Origin of the sequence: Trinickia soli, assembly GCF_002879855.1 — a bacterium.
In the GTDB taxonomy this organism is placed as follows: domain Bacteria; phylum Pseudomonadota; class Gammaproteobacteria; order Burkholderiales; family Burkholderiaceae; genus Trinickia; species Trinickia soli.
The window spans coordinates 127342-141933 of the sequence record NZ_PNYB01000014.1 but is presented as its reverse complement, the minus strand read 5'-3'; the positions used below and the strand labels follow the sequence as shown (position 1 = coordinate 141933).

Genomic DNA, 14592 nt, shown 5'->3' with positions numbered 1-14592 from the left:
GACGCGCTTGATCTTTTCGCATTATCATGCTGGGTTCCTGTTCTTGGCTTTGTGGCCGAGGGTCCGCCCATGCGTGGGTGAACCTCGCGTCGAGTCAGGCGGGAAGTTTGACACGCATCGCAAGCCGCTTTGCCCGGCTGGTGGTGTGCTGTTTTTGTTCAATTTCGGGAATACACAATGCCAACCATCAATCAACTGGTTCGCAAAGGCCGCGAGTCGGAAACGACGAAGAGCAAGAGCCCGGCCTTGCAGGACTGCCCTCAGCGTCGTGGTGTATGCACGCGTGTGTACACGACGACGCCGAAGAAGCCGAACTCGGCGCTGCGTAAAGTCGCCAAGGTTCGTCTGACGAACGGCTTCGAAGTCATTTCGTATATCGGTGGTGAAGGCCACAACCTGCAGGAACACTCGGTCGTGCTGATTCGCGGCGGTCGTGTGAAGGACTTGCCGGGTGTGCGCTACCACATGGTCCGCGGTTCGCTCGATACGCAGGGCGTCAAGGATCGTAAGCAGGCTCGCTCGAAGTACGGTGCGAAGCGCGCCAAGGCTGGTAAGTAAGCAGGCAGGTCATTCGCCTGTCGAAGTCATTAGGCGGTGGTGCCGGAATTGCCGGTGCTGTCGAGTAAGTGGTCACCCGGCCAAGCTGGTTAGTCGTCAAAGATGGATCGGGTTAGTTGGTGGCCGCGGGGCTCATGACTGAGCTCCAACTGAAAAGTCAAAGGAAGAAACATGCCGCGTCGTCGCGAAGTTCCCAAGCGGGAAGTGTTGCCGGATCCGAAGTTCGGTAACGTTGATGTAGCTAAGTTCATGAACGTGTTGATGCTCTCGGGCAAGAAGTCGGTTGCCGAGCGTATCGTTTATGGCGCTTTCGAACAGATCCAGACCAAGGGTGGCAAGGACCCGCTGGAAGTGTTCACGGTGGCGCTCAACAACGTCAAGCCGGTGGTCGAAGTGAAGAGCCGCCGCGTTGGCGGGGCGAACTACCAGGTTCCGGTCGAAGTGCGTCCGTCGCGTCGTATGGCATTGGCGATGCGTTGGTTGCGTGAGGCCGCGAAGAAGCGCAGTGAGAAGTCGATGGCTCTGCGTCTGGCCGGTGAGTTGCAAGAAGCCGCGGAAGGTCGCGGCGGCGCGATGAAGAAGCGCGACGAAGTCCACCGGATGGCGGAAGCCAACAAGGCGTTCTCGCATTTCCGTTTCTAAGCTTCGGCCCGTTGTAAGACTCGGCTCAAGCAAAGCGGAAAATTTCCGGGCGGGTGCGCTGATCAAGCGCCTCGCCCGTTTGTGTTAGGGCGCGAAGACAGTACAGGCTCTTCGCGCTATCCCAATAGAGGATCAAAGTGGCTCGTAAGACACCTATCGAGCGCTACCGCAACATCGGTATTAGCGCTCACATCGACGCCGGCAAAACGACGACGACCGAGCGCATCTTGTTCTACACCGGCGTGAATCACAAAATCGGTGAAGTTCACGACGGTGCGGCGACGATGGACTGGATGGAGCAAGAGCAAGAGCGCGGCATCACCATCACGTCCGCTGCTACCACTGCCTTCTGGAAGGGCATGGGCGGCAACTATCCGGAACACCGCATCAACATCATCGACACCCCGGGTCACGTCGACTTCACGATTGAAGTCGAGCGCTCGATGCGCGTGCTCGACGGCGCGTGCATGGTCTACTGCGCCGTGGGCGGCGTGCAGCCGCAGTCGGAAACGGTGTGGCGTCAGGCCAATAAGTACAAGGTGCCGCGTCTCGCGTTCGTCAACAAGATGGACCGTACCGGTGCGAACTTCTTCAAGGTCTACGACCAACTGAAGACGCGTCTGAAGGCGAACCCGGTGCCCGTCGTGGTGCCGATCGGCTCGGAAGAAAACTTCAAGGGCGTCGTCGACCTCCTGAAGATGCGCGCGATCATTTGGGACGAAGCGTCGCAAGGCACGAAGTTCGACTACGTCGATATCCCCGCTGAACTCGTCGATACCTGCAACGAGTGGCGCGAGAAGATGATCGAGTCGGCCGCCGAAGCCAGCGAAGAGCTGATGGAAAAGTACCTCGGCGGCGAAGAGCTGTCCGAAGCCGAAATCGTCAAGGCGCTGCGCGACCGTACGATCGCCTGCGAAATCCAGCCGATGCTGTGCGGCACCGCGTTCAAGAACAAGGGCGTGCAGCGCATGCTCGACGCCGTGATCGATTTCCTGCCGTCGCCGGTCGATATCCCGCCGGTCAAGGGCGAACTCGAAAACGGCGATTCGGCCGAGCGTAAGGCTGCCGACGACGAGAAGTTCTCGGCGCTCGCGTTCAAGATCATGACGGACCCGTTCGTCGGTCAGTTGATCTTCTTCCGCGTCTATTCGGGCGTCGTCAACTCGGGCGACACGGTCCTGAACTCGACCAAGGACAAGAAGGAGCGTCTGGGCCGGATTCTGCAGATGCACGCGAACCAGCGCGAGGAAATCAAGGAAGTGCGCGCGGGCGATATCGCTGCGGCGGTGGGCTTGAAGGAAGCAACGACGGGCGACACGCTCTGCGATCCGCAGCACCCGATCGTGCTCGAGCGCATGGTGTTCCCGGAGCCCGTGATCTCGCAGGCCGTCGAGCCGAAGACGAAGGCCGACCAGGAAAAGATGGGCCTCGCCCTCAATCGCCTGGCTCAGGAAGATCCGTCGTTCCGCGTCCAAACGGACGAAGAATCGGGTCAGACGATCATCTCGGGTATGGGCGAGCTGCACCTCGAAATTCTCGTCGACCGTATGAAGCGCGAATTCGGCGTGGAAGCGACCGTTGGCAAGCCGCAGGTGGCGTATCGCGAAACGATCCGCTCGACGGCCGCCGATGTCGAAGGCAAGTTCGTCAAGCAGTCGGGCGGTCGCGGCCAATACGGTCACGCGGTCATCACGCTCGAGCCGAACGAGCAAGGCAAGGGCTACCAGTTCCTCGACGAGATCAAGGGCGGTGTCATTCCTCGCGAATACATCCCGGCGGTCGACAAGGGTATCCAGGACACGCTCAAGAGCGGCGTGCTGGCTGGCTTCCCGGTGGTGGACGTCAAGGTGCATCTGACGTTCGGTTCGTACCACGACGTGGACTCGAACGAAAACGCGTTCCGTATGGCCGGCTCGATGGCCTTCAAGGACGCGATGCGCAAGGCGAGCCCCGTCATCCTCGAACCGATGATGGCAGTGGAAGTCGAAACGCCGGAAGACTACATGGGCAACGTGATGGGCGACTTGTCGGGCCGTCGCGGTATCGTCCAAGGTATGGAAGACATGGTCGGCGGCGGCAAGATCGTCCGCGCCGAAGTGCCGCTGTCGGAAATGTTCGGCTACTCCACTTCGCTGCGCTCGCTTACGCAAGGTCGTGCGACGTACACGATGGAGTTCAAGCATTACTCCGAAGCGCCGCGCAACGTCGCTGAGGCGATCATCAGCGCGAAAGCGAAGTAAGCCACCCGGCTTTTTCATCGACTACTTTTTGAAAGAAGAGAATCATGGCTAAAGGTAAATTCGAACGGACCAAGCCGCACGTGAACGTCGGCACGATCGGTCACGTGGATCATGGCAAGACGACGCTGACGGCGGCGATCACGACGGTGCTGACGGCGAAGTTCGGCGGCGAGGCGAAGGCGTACGACCAGATCGACGCGGCGCCGGAAGAAAAGGCGCGCGGCATCACGATCAACACGGCGCACGTGGAATACGAAACGGCGAACCGTCACTACGCACACGTTGACTGCCCGGGCCACGCCGACTACGTGAAGAACATGATCACGGGCGCGGCGCAAATGGACGGCGCGATCCTGGTGTGTTCGGCCGCTGACGGCCCGATGCCGCAAACGCGCGAGCACATCCTGTTGGCCCGTCAGGTTGGCGTGCCGTACATCATCGTGTTCCTGAACAAGTGCGACATGGTGGACGACGCCGAGCTGCTCGAGCTCGTGGAAATGGAAGTGCGCGAGCTGCTCTCGAAGTACGACTTCCCGGGCGACGACACGCCGATCATCAAGGGTTCGGCCAAGCTGGCGCTGGAAGGCGACAAGGGCGAGCTCGGTGAAGTGGCGATCATGAACCTGGCCGATGCGCTCGATACGTACATCCCGACGCCGGAGCGCGCGGTGGACGGTGCGTTCCTGATGCCGGTGGAAGACGTGTTCTCGATCTCGGGCCGCGGTACGGTGGTGACGGGTCGTGTCGAGCGTGGCGTGGTCAAGGTTGGCGAGGAAATCGAAATCGTCGGTATCAAGCCGACGGTGAAGACGACCTGCACGGGCGTGGAAATGTTCCGCAAGCTGCTCGATCAAGGTCAAGCAGGCGACAACGTCGGTATCCTGCTGCGCGGCACGAAGCGCGAAGACGTGGAGCGCGGCCAGGTGTTGGCCAAGCCCGGTTCGATCACGCCGCACACGCACTTCACGGCTGAGGTGTACGTGCTGAGCAAGGACGAAGGCGGCCGTCACACGCCGTTCTTCAACAACTACCGTCCGCAGTTCTACTTCCGTACGACGGACGTGACGGGCTCGATCGAGCTGCCGAAGGACAAGGAAATGGTGATGCCGGGCGACAACGTGGCGATCACGGTCAAGCTGATCGCCCCGATCGCCATGGAAGAAGGTCTGCGCTTCGCCATCCGCGAAGGTGGCCGTACCGTCGGCGCAGGTGTCGTTGCGAAGATCATCGAGTAAAATCGCTGGCTTGGCATTAAACGCAGCACCGGTTGTACACGCCGTACCGCAGTAAAACGCGCCCGGGCTCGGCCGCGCTCCTCCCGGAGACGACCGAGCCCACGTTCTTTTATTAATTTGGCGGCGCAAAACCGCCTCGCTCTTTCGAAGGAATCGTCATGCAAAAGCAAAAAATCCGCATCCGCCTGAAGGCATTCGACTATCGCCTGATCGATCAATCGGCAGCCGAGATCGTCGATACGGCGAAGCGGACTGGTGCGATCGTCTGCGGCCCGGTGCCCCTGCCTACCCGCATTCAACGCTTCGACATCCTGCGTTCGCCGCACGTCAACAAGACGTCGCGCGACCAGCTCGAAATCCGTACGCACCAACGCCTGATGGACATCGTCGATCCGACGGACAAGACGGTCGACGCATTGATGAAGCTCGATCTGCCGGCCGGTGTCGACGTCGAAATCAAGCTGCAATAAGGTTTGTGCGGCCGCGGCCCGCGGGCGGCGGCGGTAAGTCTTTGATTGCTTGCGGAAAACGGAAAGCCTCGCTATAATGCAAGGCTTTTCGCGCATTCGCGTAAAAAGTCGGTGTCAGTTCGTGCGCGGCGATGCGGCACAAAAGGCAGTGCGGCTCGCGGTTAACGAGCCTGCTGGCGCCGACATTTTGTAAATTAGCCCCGGCCAATCGCAGTCGGGAATGGAGAAAACGATGAGCCTTGGACACGATAGTTCCAAGCGTAAGCTTGGACTCGTAGGTCGCAAGGTTGGCATGACGCGTATCTTCACGGCGGATGGGGACTCGATTCCCGTCACCGTGCTGGATGTGTCTGACAACCGCGTGACGCAGATCAAGACCGTTGAAACGGATGGCTATACGGCCGTTCAAGTGGCATTCGGTACGCGCCGTGCATCACGTGTGACGAAGCCGCTGGCAGGTCACCTCGCCAAAGCCGGCGTACAAGCCGGTGAAATCCTCAAGGAATTCCCCATCGATGCCGCCAAGGCTGCCGAGCTGTCCGCCGGCGCCGTGATCGGTGTGGATATCTTCGAAGTCGGCCAAAAGATCGATGTGCAAGGCGTGTCGATCGGTAAGGGTTATGCCGGCACGATCAAACGCTACAACTTCAGCTCGGGCCGCGCTTCGCACGGTAACTCGCGTTCGCACAACGTGCCGGGTTCGATCGGTATGGCGCAAGATCCGGGTCGCGTGTTCCCCGGCAAGCGCATGACGGGTCACATGGGTGACGACACCGTCACGGTGCAGAACCTCGAAATCGCTCGCATCGACGCCGAGCGGAGCCTGCTGCTCGTCAAGGGTGCGGTTCCGGGCGCGAAGGGTGGCAAAGTGTTCGTGACGCCGGCAGTGAAGGCGCGTGCCGTGAAAGGAGCGAAATAATGGAACTGAAGCTCCTCAATGCTAATGGTCAGGAAGGCGCAGGCGTGAGCGCGTCGGACGTCGTGTTCGGTCGTGATTACAACGAAGCGCTGATTCACCAGGTTGTGGTGGCTTATCAAGCCAATGCCCGTAGCGGCAACCGCGCGCAGAAGGATCGCGAGCAGGTCAAGCACACGACGAAGAAGCCGTGGCGTCAAAAGGGTACGGGCCGTGCTCGTGCCGGTATGTCGTCGAGCCCGTTGTGGCGTGGCGGTGGTCGGATTTTCCCGAACTCGCCCGAAGAGAACTTCTCGCACAAGGTCAACAAGAAGATGCATCGTGCAGGTCTCTGCTCGATCTTCTCGCAGCTCGCTCGCGAAGGCCGCCTGTCGGTCGTCGAGGACATCGTTCTCGAAGCGCCGAAGACGAAGCTGTTGGCCGAAAAATTCAAGGCCATGGGTCTTGAGTCCGTGCTGGTCATTACCGATACGGTTGACGAGAACCTGTACCTCGCGTCGCGCAATCTGGCCCACGTGGCCGTTGTCGAGCCGCGTTACGCCGATCCGCTGTCGCTGATCTACTTCAAGAAAGTGCTGATCACGAAGGCAGCGGTCGCCCAGATCGAGGAGTTGCTGTCATGAGCGAGATTCGCAAGAACGATCATCGTTTGATGCAGGTTCTGCTCGCGCCGGTGATCTCCGAAAAGGCGACGCTGGTGGCTGATAAGAACGAGCAAGTCGTGTTCGAAATCGCCCCCGATGCGACGAAGCAGGAAGTCAAGGCCGCCGTTGAGCTGCTGTTCAAGGTGGAAGTCGATTCCGTCAACGTGCTGAACGTCAAGGGCAAGGCCAAGCGTTTCGGCCGTTTCATGGGCCGTCGTAAGGACGTGCGCAAGGCGTACGTTTGCCTGAAGCCGGGCCAGGAAATCAACTTTGAAGCGGAGGCCAAGTAATCATGGCAATCGTGAAAGTTAAGCCGACTTCGCCGGGTCGCCGCGCGATGGTCAAGGTGGTCAACAAGGATCTGTACAAGGGCAAGCCGCACGCTGCGCTGCTCGAGCCGCAGAGCAAGGCTGCCGGCCGTAACAACAACGGTCACGTGACGACGCGCCATCAAGGCGGCGGTCACAAGCAACACTATCGCGTCATCGATTTCCGTCGCACGAAGGACGGCATTCCGGCGAAGGTCGAGCGTATCGAATACGACCCGAACCGTAGCGCCAACATCGCACTCGTGTTGTATGCAGACGGCGAGCGTCGCTACATCATCGCGTCGAAGGGCATGACGGTCGGTCAACAACTGATGTCGGGCTCGGAAGCGCCGATTCGTGCAGGCAACACGCTGCCGATCCGCAACATCCCGGTCGGTACGACGATCCACTGCATCGAGATGTTGCCGGGCAAGGGCGCGCAAATCGCGCGCTCGGCCGGTACGTCGGCCATGCTGTTGGCACGTGAAGGCACGTACGCGCAGGTTCGCCTGCGTTCGGGCGAAATCCGCCGCGTGCACATCGAGTGCCGCGCAACGATCGGCGAAGTCGGTAACGAAGAGCACAGCCTGCGTCAAATCGGTAAGGCCGGTGCGAACCGCTGGCGTGGCATCCGCCCGACGGTGCGTGGTGTGGCGATGAACCCGGTCGATCACCCGCACGGTGGTGGTGAGGGCCGTACTGCTGCCGGTCGCCATCCGGTGAGCCCGTGGGGCCAGCAGACGAAGGGCTATCGCACCCGTCGCAACAAGCGCACGACGACGATGATCGTCCAGCGCCGTCACAAGCGTTAAGGAGTAGGCAATGGCACGTTCTGTTAAAAAAGGTCCGTTCTGCGACGCCCATTTGCTGAAGAAAGTTGAGGCGGCTGCAGCTTCGCGCGACAAGAAGCCGATCAAGACCTGGTCGCGTCGCTCGACGATCCTCCCGGATTTCATCGGTTTGACGATCGCCGTTCACAACGGCCGTCAACACGTTCCGGTGTACATCTCGGAAAACATGGTCGGCCACAAGCTTGGCGAGTTCGCATTGACCCGGACGTTCAAGGGTCACGCGGCCGACAAGAAGGCCAAGAAATAAGGGGCAATCAAGATGGAAGTGAAAGCAATTCATCGCGGTGCCCGCATCTCGGCGCAGAAAACGCGCCTTGTGGCCGACCAGATCCGCGGTTTGCCGGTCGACAAGGCGCTGAACGTCCTGACGTTCTCGCCGAAGAAAGCGGCTGGCATCGTGAAGAAGGTCGTGCTGTCGGCGATCGCGAATGCGGAGCACAACGAAGGCGCCGACATCGACGAGCTCAAGATCAAGAGCATCTACGTCGACAAGGCTGCCTCGCTGAAGCGGTTCACCGCGCGCGCCAAGGGCCGCGGCAATCGCATCGAGAAGCAATCCTGTCACATCACTGTGACGGTCGGGAATTAAGGGGTCATACGATGGGACAGAAAATTCATCCGACTGGCTTCCGTCTGGCCGTCAAGCGGAATTGGGCTTCGCGTTGGTACGCGAGCAACAACAATTTCGCAGCGATGCTCCAGGAAGACATCGGTGTTCGTGAATACCTGAAGAAGAAGCTGAAGAACGCTTCGGTCGGCCGTATCGTGATCGAGCGTCCGGCGAAGAACGCGCGCATCACGATTTACAGCTCGCGTCCTGGCGTCGTCATCGGCAAGAAGGGCGAAGACATCGAACTTCTGAAGACGGAACTGCAAAAGCGCATGGGCGTGCCCGTTCATGTGAACATCGAGGAAATCCGCAAGCCGGAAACCGATGCGCAGTTGATCGCCGATTCCATCACGCAACAGCTCGAGCGTCGGATCATGTTCCGCCGCGCGATGAAGCGTGCAATGCAAAACGCGATGCGTCTGGGCGCGCAAGGCATCAAGATCATGAGTGCCGGCCGTCTGAACGGTATCGAAATCGCACGTACGGAGTGGTATCGCGAAGGTCGCGTGCCGCTGCACACGCTGCGTGCCGATATCGACTACGCAACGTCGGAAGCGAAGACGACGTACGGCATCATCGGCGTGAAGGTGTGGGTCTACAAGGGCGACACGCTGGGCCGTAACGAAGCGCCGGTCGTCGAAGAAGCGCCGGAAGAGAAGCGTCCGCGCCGTAACGCACGTCCGGGCGATCGCCGTCCCCGCCGTGACGGTGAAGGTGGCGCGCCCGCGGGTGCTCGCCGTGGTGCGCCGCGTCGCGGTGCTGCCGGCGGCAACGCAGGCGGCGACGGCAAGACTGGAGAATAACGATGCTGCAACCGAAACGCAGGAAGTATCGCAAAGAGCAGAAGGGTCGTAACACCGGTATCGCGACGCGCGGCAACGCCGTGTCGTTCGGTGAATTCGGCCTGAAGGCTATCGGTCGCGGCCGTCTGACCGCGCGTCAAATTGAAGCGGCGCGTCGTGCCATGACGCGTCACATCAAGCGCGGCGGCCGCATTTGGATTCGCATTTTCCCGGACAAGCCGATTTCGCAAAAGCCGGCCGAAGTACGGATGGGTAACGGTAAGGGTAACCCTGAGTACTACGTCGCCGAGATTCAGCCGGGCAAGATGCTGTACGAAATGGATGGCGTATCCGAAGAGTTGGCGCGTGAAGCGTTCCGTCTCGCTGCAGCGAAGCTGCCGCTGAAGACGACGTTCATCGTTCGTCAGCTTGGCGCCTAAGGAGCAAACGATGAAGGCTTCCGAACTTCACCAGAAAGACAAGGCCGCGCTCAACAAGGAGCTGTCGGACCTGTTGAAAGCGCAATTCGGCCTGCGCATGCAACTCGCGACGCAGCAGCTCACGAACACGAGCCAGCTGAAGAAGGTTCGTCGCGACATCGCGCGTGTGCGGACCGTCCTGACTGAGAAGGCGAACCAGAAATGAACGATAGCGTTAAAACCTCGCTCAAGCGGACGCTGGTCGGCAAGGTCGTCAGCAACAAGATGGACAAGACGGTCACCGTGCTCGTCGAGCATCGCGTGAAGCACCCGATCTACGGCAAGTACGTCGTGCGCTCGAAGAAGTACCACGCACACGACGACGCGAACACGTACAACGAGGGCGACCTCGTTGAAATCCAGGAAACGCGTCCGATCTCGAAGACGAAAGCCTGGACCGTGTCGCGCTTGGTCGAAGCTGCGCGTGTCATCTGAAGCGGCTGAGTAGCAGGCAGTAGAAGTAGTTGAAGTCGCAGTAGATTTCGCTTGCAAGACCGAGATTGTTTGATATAATCTCGGTCTTCCCTCTTTATGGGATCCGTTGCGGGCGAAGTGGAAGGGAAGCGGAAGGGCAGCAGTCCCGTCCGAATGAATCACTCGATTGCGATGGCGGTTTCGTGTGCCGTCGCTGCTGTTCTAACCCAAGCAGCCGATTGGCTGACGGGACCAAGACTGACCGGCTGAACCATGGTGGTGCAGGCGGATTAAGTTGGGAAAAGTTAATCATGATCCAGACCGAATCTCGGCTTGAAGTGGCCGACAACACGGGTGCGCGTGAAGTCATGTGCATCAAGGTGCTCGGCGGCTCGAAGCGTCGTTACGCCAGCATCGGCGACATCATCAAGGTGAGCGTCAAAGAGGCAACGCCGCGCGGGCGCGTGAAGAAAGGCGAAATCTACAACGCCGTGGTGGTTCGCACCGCCAAGGGTGTGCGTCGCCAGGACGGCTCGCTGATCAAGTTCGACGGCAACGCTGCTGTCTTGTTGAATGCCAAGCTCGAGCCCATCGGCACCCGCATTTTTGGGCCGGTCACGCGTGAGTTGCGTAGCGAACGGTTCATGAAGATCGTTTCGCTGGCCCCCGAAGTGCTGTAAGGAGTCGCGATGAACAAGATTCGCAAGGGTGACGAAGTCGTCGTCATCACCGGTAAAGACAAGGGCAAGCGCGGTGTCGTGCTCGCCGTCGGCGAAGATCGCGTGACGGTGGAAGGTATCAATCTCGTCAAGAAGCACGTCAAGCCGAACCCGATGAAGGGTACGACGGGCGGCGTCGAAGCGAAGACGATGCCGCTGCACATTTCGAACGTCGCGCTCGTTGATGCGAACGGCAAAGCCTCGCGTGTGGGCATCAAGGTCGAGGACGGCGAGAAGGTGCGCTTCCTGAAGACGACCGGTGCCGTGCTGAGCGCCTGACGCTGCGGAGTATAAAAATGGCTCGTTTGCAAGAGTTTTACAAAGAGAAGGTCGTTCCCGGCCTCATCGAGAAGTTCGGCTACAAGTCGATCATGGAAGTGCCGCGTATCACCAAGATCACCCTGAATATGGGTCTTGGCGAAGCCGTCGCTGACAAGAAGATCATCGAAAACGCCGTTGGCGATCTGACGAAGATCGCGGGTCAAAAGCCGGTCGTGACGAAGGCTCGCAAGGCAATCGCGGGCTTCAAGATCCGTCAGGGCTACCCGATCGGCGCGATGGTCACGCTGCGTGGTCAGGCTATGTACGAATTCCTCGATCGTTTCGTTACCGTGGCGCTGCCGCGTGTACGTGACTTCCGTGGTGTGTCGGGTCGTGCGTTCGACGGTCGCGGCAACTACAACATCGGTGTGAAAGAGCAGATCATTTTCCCCGAAATCGACTACGACAAAATCGACGCACTGCGTGGGCTGAATATCAGCATCACCACGACGGCGAAGACCGACGAAGAAGCCAAGGCACTGCTCGCCAGCTTCAAGTTCCCGTTCAGAAACTGAGGTTACCGTGGCTAAACTGGCACTGATCGAACGTGAAAAGAAGCGCGCCCGCCTGGCTGCGAAGTTCGCACCGAAGCGCGAAGCGCTGAAAGCGATCATCGACGACCAATCGAAGTCGGAAGAAGAGCGCTATGCAGCTCGTCTCGAGCTGCAACAACTGCCCCGTAACGCGAACCCGACGCGTAAGCGTAATCGCTGCGCGATCACGGGTCGTCCGCGTGGCACGTTCCGCAAGTTCGGACTTGCGCGTAACAAGATTCGCGAAATCGCATTCCGTGGCGAGATCCCCGGCCTGACCAAGGCGAGCTGGTAATAGGAGAAACATAAATGAGCATGAGTGATCCTATCGCCGATATGCTGACTCGCATCCGCAACGCGCAGATGGTCGAGAAGGTAACGGTCGCGATGCCCTCGTCGAAGGTCAAAGTGGCGATTGCGCAGGTCCTGAAGGACGAAGGCTACATCGACGACTTCGCAGTGAAGTCGGAAGGTGCGAAGTCGGAATTGAACATCGCGTTGAAGTACTACGCCGGCCGTCCGGTCATCGAGCGCCTCGAGCGCGTCTCGAAGCCCGGCCTGCGCGTGTACCGTGGTCGCAACGACATCCCGCAGGTCATGAACGGCCTCGGCGTCGCGATCGTGTCGACGCCCAAGGGTGTGATGACCGACCGCAAGGCCCGCGCCACTGGCGTCGGCGGCGAAGTCATCTGCTACGTCGCTTAACGCCGAAAGAGGAGAAGAAACATGTCTCGAGTAGGTAAAAGCCCGGTCGCGCTCAATGGCGCCGAAGTGAAGGTCGCAGACGGCCTCATTACGGTGAAGGGCGCGCTCGGCACGATTTCGCAGTCGCTGAACAAACTTGTGAACATCGTTGTCGACGGCGCGTTCCTGAAGTTCGAGCCGGCAGACGAAAGCCGCGAAGCGAACGCAATGTCGGGCACGATGCGCGCGATCGTCGCGAACATGGTGCATGGCGCAACGAAGGGCTTCGAGCGCAAGCTCACGCTCGTCGGCGTCGGCTACCGTGCACAAGCGCAAGGCGACAAGCTCAACCTGTCGCTGGGTTTCTCGCACCCTGTGGTGCACCAAATGCCGGAAGGCGTGAAGGCAGAAACCCCATCGCAAACGGAAATCGTGATCAAGGGGATCGACAAGCAGAAAGTCGGCCAAGTCGCTGCCGAAGTGCGCGGCTATCGTCCGCCTGAGCCCTACAAGGGCAAGGGTGTGCGCTATGCCGACGAGGTGGTGATCCTCAAAGAAACGAAGAAGAAGTAAGGGTGCGCAATCATGGATAAGACTCAATCTCGCCTGCGCCGCGCTCGTCAGACGCGTATCAAGATCGCCGAATTGCAGGTCGCGCGCCTTGCCGTGCATCGCACGAACACGCACATTTATGCGCAAGTGTTCTCGCCCTGCGGCACCAAGGTGCTCGCCAGCGCGTCGACGCTCGAAGCTGAAGTGCGTGCGCAGTTGGCCGACAAGACGGGCAAGGGCGGCAACATCGCCGCCGCCACGCTGATCGGCAAGCGGATCGCTGAAAAAGCCAAGGCTGCCGGCGTCGAATCCGTCGCCTTCGATCGCTCGGGCTTTCGCTACCACGGCCGCGTGAAAGCGCTGGCTGATGCGGCGCGCGAAGCCGGGCTCAAGTTCTAAGGAAGGAATTCGTCATGGCAAAGATGCAAGCGAAAGTTCAGGCTGACGAGCGCGACGACGGCCTTCGCGAAAAGATGATCTCGGTCAACCGCGTGACCAAGGTGGTGAAGGGCGGCCGTATTCTCGGCTTCGCCGCACTGACCGTGGTTGGCGACGGTGATGGCCGCGTCGGCATGGGCAAGGGCAAGGCGAAGGAAGTGCCCGTTGCCGTGCAAAAGGCAATGGAGCAGGCTCGCCGCAACATGTTCAAGGTGCCCCTGAAGAACGGCACGCTGCAACATGAAGTGCATGGCAAGCACGGCGCTTCGACCGTCCTCCTCGCCCCGGCGAAGGAAGGTACCGGCGTGATCGCCGGCGGTCCGATGCGCGCAGTGTTCGACGTGATGGGCGTGCGCAACGTCGTCTCGAAGAGCCACGGTTCGACGAACCCGTACAACCTCGTGCGTGCCACGCTCGACGGGCTGCGCAAGCAGTCGACGCCGGCGGACATCGCGGCGAAGCGCGGCAAGTCGGTCGAAGAAATTTTGGGCTAATGCCTAGGTGGTCACCATGTCTGAAAAAACTGTCAAGGTTCAGCTCGTGAAGAGCCTGATTGGGACCCGCGAAACGCACCGTGCCACGGTGCGCGGCCTGGGCCTGCGCCGACTCAACTCGGTCAGCGAATTGCAAGACACGCCCGCCGTGCGCGGCATGATCAACAAGGTCTCGTACCTCGTTAAGGTCATCGGCTAAACGCGGACCAGGGACTCGAGGAGTTGAATATGGAATTGAATAACCTGAAGCCGGCCGCAGGCGCCAAGCACGCCAAGCGTCGCGTCGGCCGCGGTATCGGCTCCGGCCTCGGCAAGACGGCCGGCCGTGGTCACAAGGGTCAGAAATCGCGTTCGGGCGGCTTTCATAAGGTCGGCTTCGAAGGCGGTCAGATGCCGCTGCAACGTCGTCTGCCCAAGCGTGGCTTTACGTCGCTGACGAAGGAATTCGTCGGTGAAGTGCGCCTCGGCGATCTGCAAGCGTTGCCCGTTGACGAAATCGACCTGCTCGCACTGAAGCAAGCCGGCCTCGTCGGTGAACTGACGAAGAGCGCCAAGATCATCGCCACCGGCGAGATCTCGCGCAAGATCGTCGTGAAGGGCCTCGGCGCGACGAAGGGCGCACGCGCCGCGATCGAAGCGGCCGGCGGCTCGTTCGCCGAGTAAGCGGCTTTTCGATCGAGTGAAAGGCCGATTGCCGTCAAT

25 protein-coding genes are annotated in these 14592 nt (G+C 60.1%); all 25 read left to right on the top strand.

The features are described from left to right. The first annotated feature begins 177 nt into the window (after positions 1-177). Positions 178-558: a 30S ribosomal protein S12 gene (rpsL, locus tag C0Z19_RS17530; RefSeq protein WP_102611100.1), complete on the top strand. Its 381-nt coding sequence runs from the start codon at positions 178-180 to the stop codon at positions 556-558. Positions 559-729: 171 nt separating this feature from the next. Continuing rightward, entirely contained in the window at positions 730-1200 is a 471-nt protein-coding gene (gene rpsG, locus C0Z19_RS17525; protein ID WP_008343817.1) for a 30S ribosomal protein S7, read from the top strand. Between the two features lie 137 nt (positions 1201-1337). Beyond that, positions 1338-3440: an elongation factor G gene (gene fusA, locus C0Z19_RS17520; RefSeq protein WP_102611099.1), complete on the top strand. Its 2103-nt coding sequence runs from the start codon at positions 1338-1340 to the stop codon at positions 3438-3440. Between the two features lie 44 nt (positions 3441-3484). Further along, entirely contained in the window at positions 3485-4675 is a 1191-nt protein-coding gene (gene tuf, locus C0Z19_RS17515; protein WP_102611098.1) for an elongation factor Tu, read from the top strand. Between the two features lie 158 nt (positions 4676-4833). After that, complete coding sequence (gene rpsJ / locus C0Z19_RS17510) at positions 4834-5145, top strand: 30S ribosomal protein S10 (protein ID WP_102611097.1); 312 nt, start codon at positions 4834-4836, stop codon at positions 5143-5145. Positions 5146-5365: 220 nt separating this feature from the next. Beyond that, complete coding sequence (rplC, locus tag C0Z19_RS17505) at positions 5366-6064, top strand: 50S ribosomal protein L3 (protein WP_102611096.1); 699 nt, start codon at positions 5366-5368, stop codon at positions 6062-6064. Beyond that, on the top strand, positions 6064-6684 hold the full coding sequence (rplD, locus tag C0Z19_RS17500; RefSeq protein ID WP_102611095.1) for a 50S ribosomal protein L4: 621 nt from the start codon (positions 6064-6066) through the stop codon (positions 6682-6684). Before rplC ends, rplD begins: the two co-directional genes overlap by 1 nt. Then, on the top strand, positions 6681-6995 hold the full coding sequence (gene rplW, locus C0Z19_RS17495) for a 50S ribosomal protein L23 (protein WP_102611094.1): 315 nt from the start codon (positions 6681-6683) through the stop codon (positions 6993-6995). Before rplD ends, rplW begins: the two co-directional genes overlap by 4 nt. A gap of 2 nt (positions 6996-6997) precedes the next feature. Continuing rightward, positions 6998-7825 carry a 50S ribosomal protein L2 gene (gene rplB, locus C0Z19_RS17490; RefSeq protein WP_102611093.1) on the top strand — a complete coding sequence of 276 codons (828 nt, stop codon included), beginning with the start codon at positions 6998-7000 and terminating at the stop codon, positions 7823-7825. 10 nt (positions 7826-7835) lie between these two features. Next, positions 7836-8111 carry a 30S ribosomal protein S19 gene (gene rpsS / locus C0Z19_RS17485; RefSeq protein ID WP_004199273.1) on the top strand — a complete coding sequence of 92 codons (276 nt, stop codon included), beginning with the start codon at positions 7836-7838 and terminating at the stop codon, positions 8109-8111. Positions 8112-8123: 12 nt separating this feature from the next. Continuing rightward, complete coding sequence (gene rplV, locus C0Z19_RS17480) at positions 8124-8453, top strand: 50S ribosomal protein L22 (RefSeq protein WP_004199272.1); 330 nt, start codon at positions 8124-8126, stop codon at positions 8451-8453. A gap of 11 nt (positions 8454-8464) precedes the next feature. Further along, positions 8465-9277 (top strand): 30S ribosomal protein S3, encoded by an 813-nt coding sequence (gene rpsC, locus C0Z19_RS17475; RefSeq protein ID WP_102611092.1) that lies wholly within the window; start codon positions 8465-8467, stop codon positions 9275-9277. A 2-nt stretch (positions 9278-9279) separates the two neighbouring features. Next, entirely contained in the window at positions 9280-9696 is a 417-nt protein-coding gene (gene rplP, locus C0Z19_RS17470) for a 50S ribosomal protein L16 (protein ID WP_102611091.1), read from the top strand. Positions 9697-9706: 10 nt separating this feature from the next. Continuing rightward, on the top strand, positions 9707-9901 hold the full coding sequence (gene rpmC / locus C0Z19_RS17465; RefSeq protein WP_075159014.1) for a 50S ribosomal protein L29: 195 nt from the start codon (positions 9707-9709) through the stop codon (positions 9899-9901). Continuing rightward, positions 9898-10170, top strand: a complete 273-nt coding sequence (rpsQ, locus tag C0Z19_RS17460; RefSeq protein WP_102611090.1) for a 30S ribosomal protein S17 — start codon at positions 9898-9900, stop codon at positions 10168-10170. Before rpmC ends, rpsQ begins: the two co-directional genes overlap by 4 nt. A gap of 290 nt (positions 10171-10460) precedes the next feature. Further along, complete coding sequence (gene rplN / locus C0Z19_RS17455; protein ID WP_102611089.1) at positions 10461-10829, top strand: 50S ribosomal protein L14; 369 nt, start codon at positions 10461-10463, stop codon at positions 10827-10829. Between the two features lie 9 nt (positions 10830-10838). Continuing rightward, the gene (gene rplX, locus C0Z19_RS17450) at positions 10839-11147 is read left to right on the top strand and encodes a 50S ribosomal protein L24 (protein ID WP_102611088.1); all 309 of its coding nucleotides are present in this window, start codon (positions 10839-10841) and stop codon (positions 11145-11147) included. A gap of 17 nt (positions 11148-11164) precedes the next feature. Beyond that, the gene (gene rplE, locus C0Z19_RS17445) at positions 11165-11704 is read left to right on the top strand and encodes a 50S ribosomal protein L5 (protein ID WP_102611087.1); all 540 of its coding nucleotides are present in this window, start codon (positions 11165-11167) and stop codon (positions 11702-11704) included. 7 nt (positions 11705-11711) lie between these two features. Continuing rightward, positions 11712-12017, top strand: a complete 306-nt coding sequence (rpsN, locus tag C0Z19_RS17440; RefSeq protein WP_085228311.1) for a 30S ribosomal protein S14 — start codon at positions 11712-11714, stop codon at positions 12015-12017. A gap of 14 nt (positions 12018-12031) precedes the next feature. Then, positions 12032-12427, top strand: a complete 396-nt coding sequence (gene rpsH, locus C0Z19_RS17435) for a 30S ribosomal protein S8 (protein WP_102611086.1) — start codon at positions 12032-12034, stop codon at positions 12425-12427. 21 nt (positions 12428-12448) lie between these two features. Then, a complete protein-coding gene (gene rplF, locus C0Z19_RS17430) occupies positions 12449-12979 on the top strand; it encodes a 50S ribosomal protein L6 (RefSeq protein ID WP_102611085.1) in 531 nt (176 codons plus the stop codon). A gap of 12 nt (positions 12980-12991) precedes the next feature. Beyond that, positions 12992-13357, top strand: coding sequence for a 50S ribosomal protein L18 (rplR, locus tag C0Z19_RS17425; protein ID WP_102611084.1), 366 nt, complete (start codon positions 12992-12994; stop codon positions 13355-13357). Between the two features lie 14 nt (positions 13358-13371). Beyond that, the gene (rpsE, locus tag C0Z19_RS17420; RefSeq protein WP_102611083.1) at positions 13372-13890 is read left to right on the top strand and encodes a 30S ribosomal protein S5; all 519 of its coding nucleotides are present in this window, start codon (positions 13372-13374) and stop codon (positions 13888-13890) included. A 16-nt stretch (positions 13891-13906) separates the two neighbouring features. Next, on the top strand, positions 13907-14089 hold the full coding sequence (gene rpmD, locus C0Z19_RS17415) for a 50S ribosomal protein L30 (protein WP_010106952.1): 183 nt from the start codon (positions 13907-13909) through the stop codon (positions 14087-14089). Positions 14090-14118: 29 nt separating this feature from the next. After that, complete coding sequence (gene rplO, locus C0Z19_RS17410) at positions 14119-14553, top strand: 50S ribosomal protein L15 (protein ID WP_102611082.1); 435 nt, start codon at positions 14119-14121, stop codon at positions 14551-14553. Positions 14554-14592: the final 39 nt, after the last annotated feature.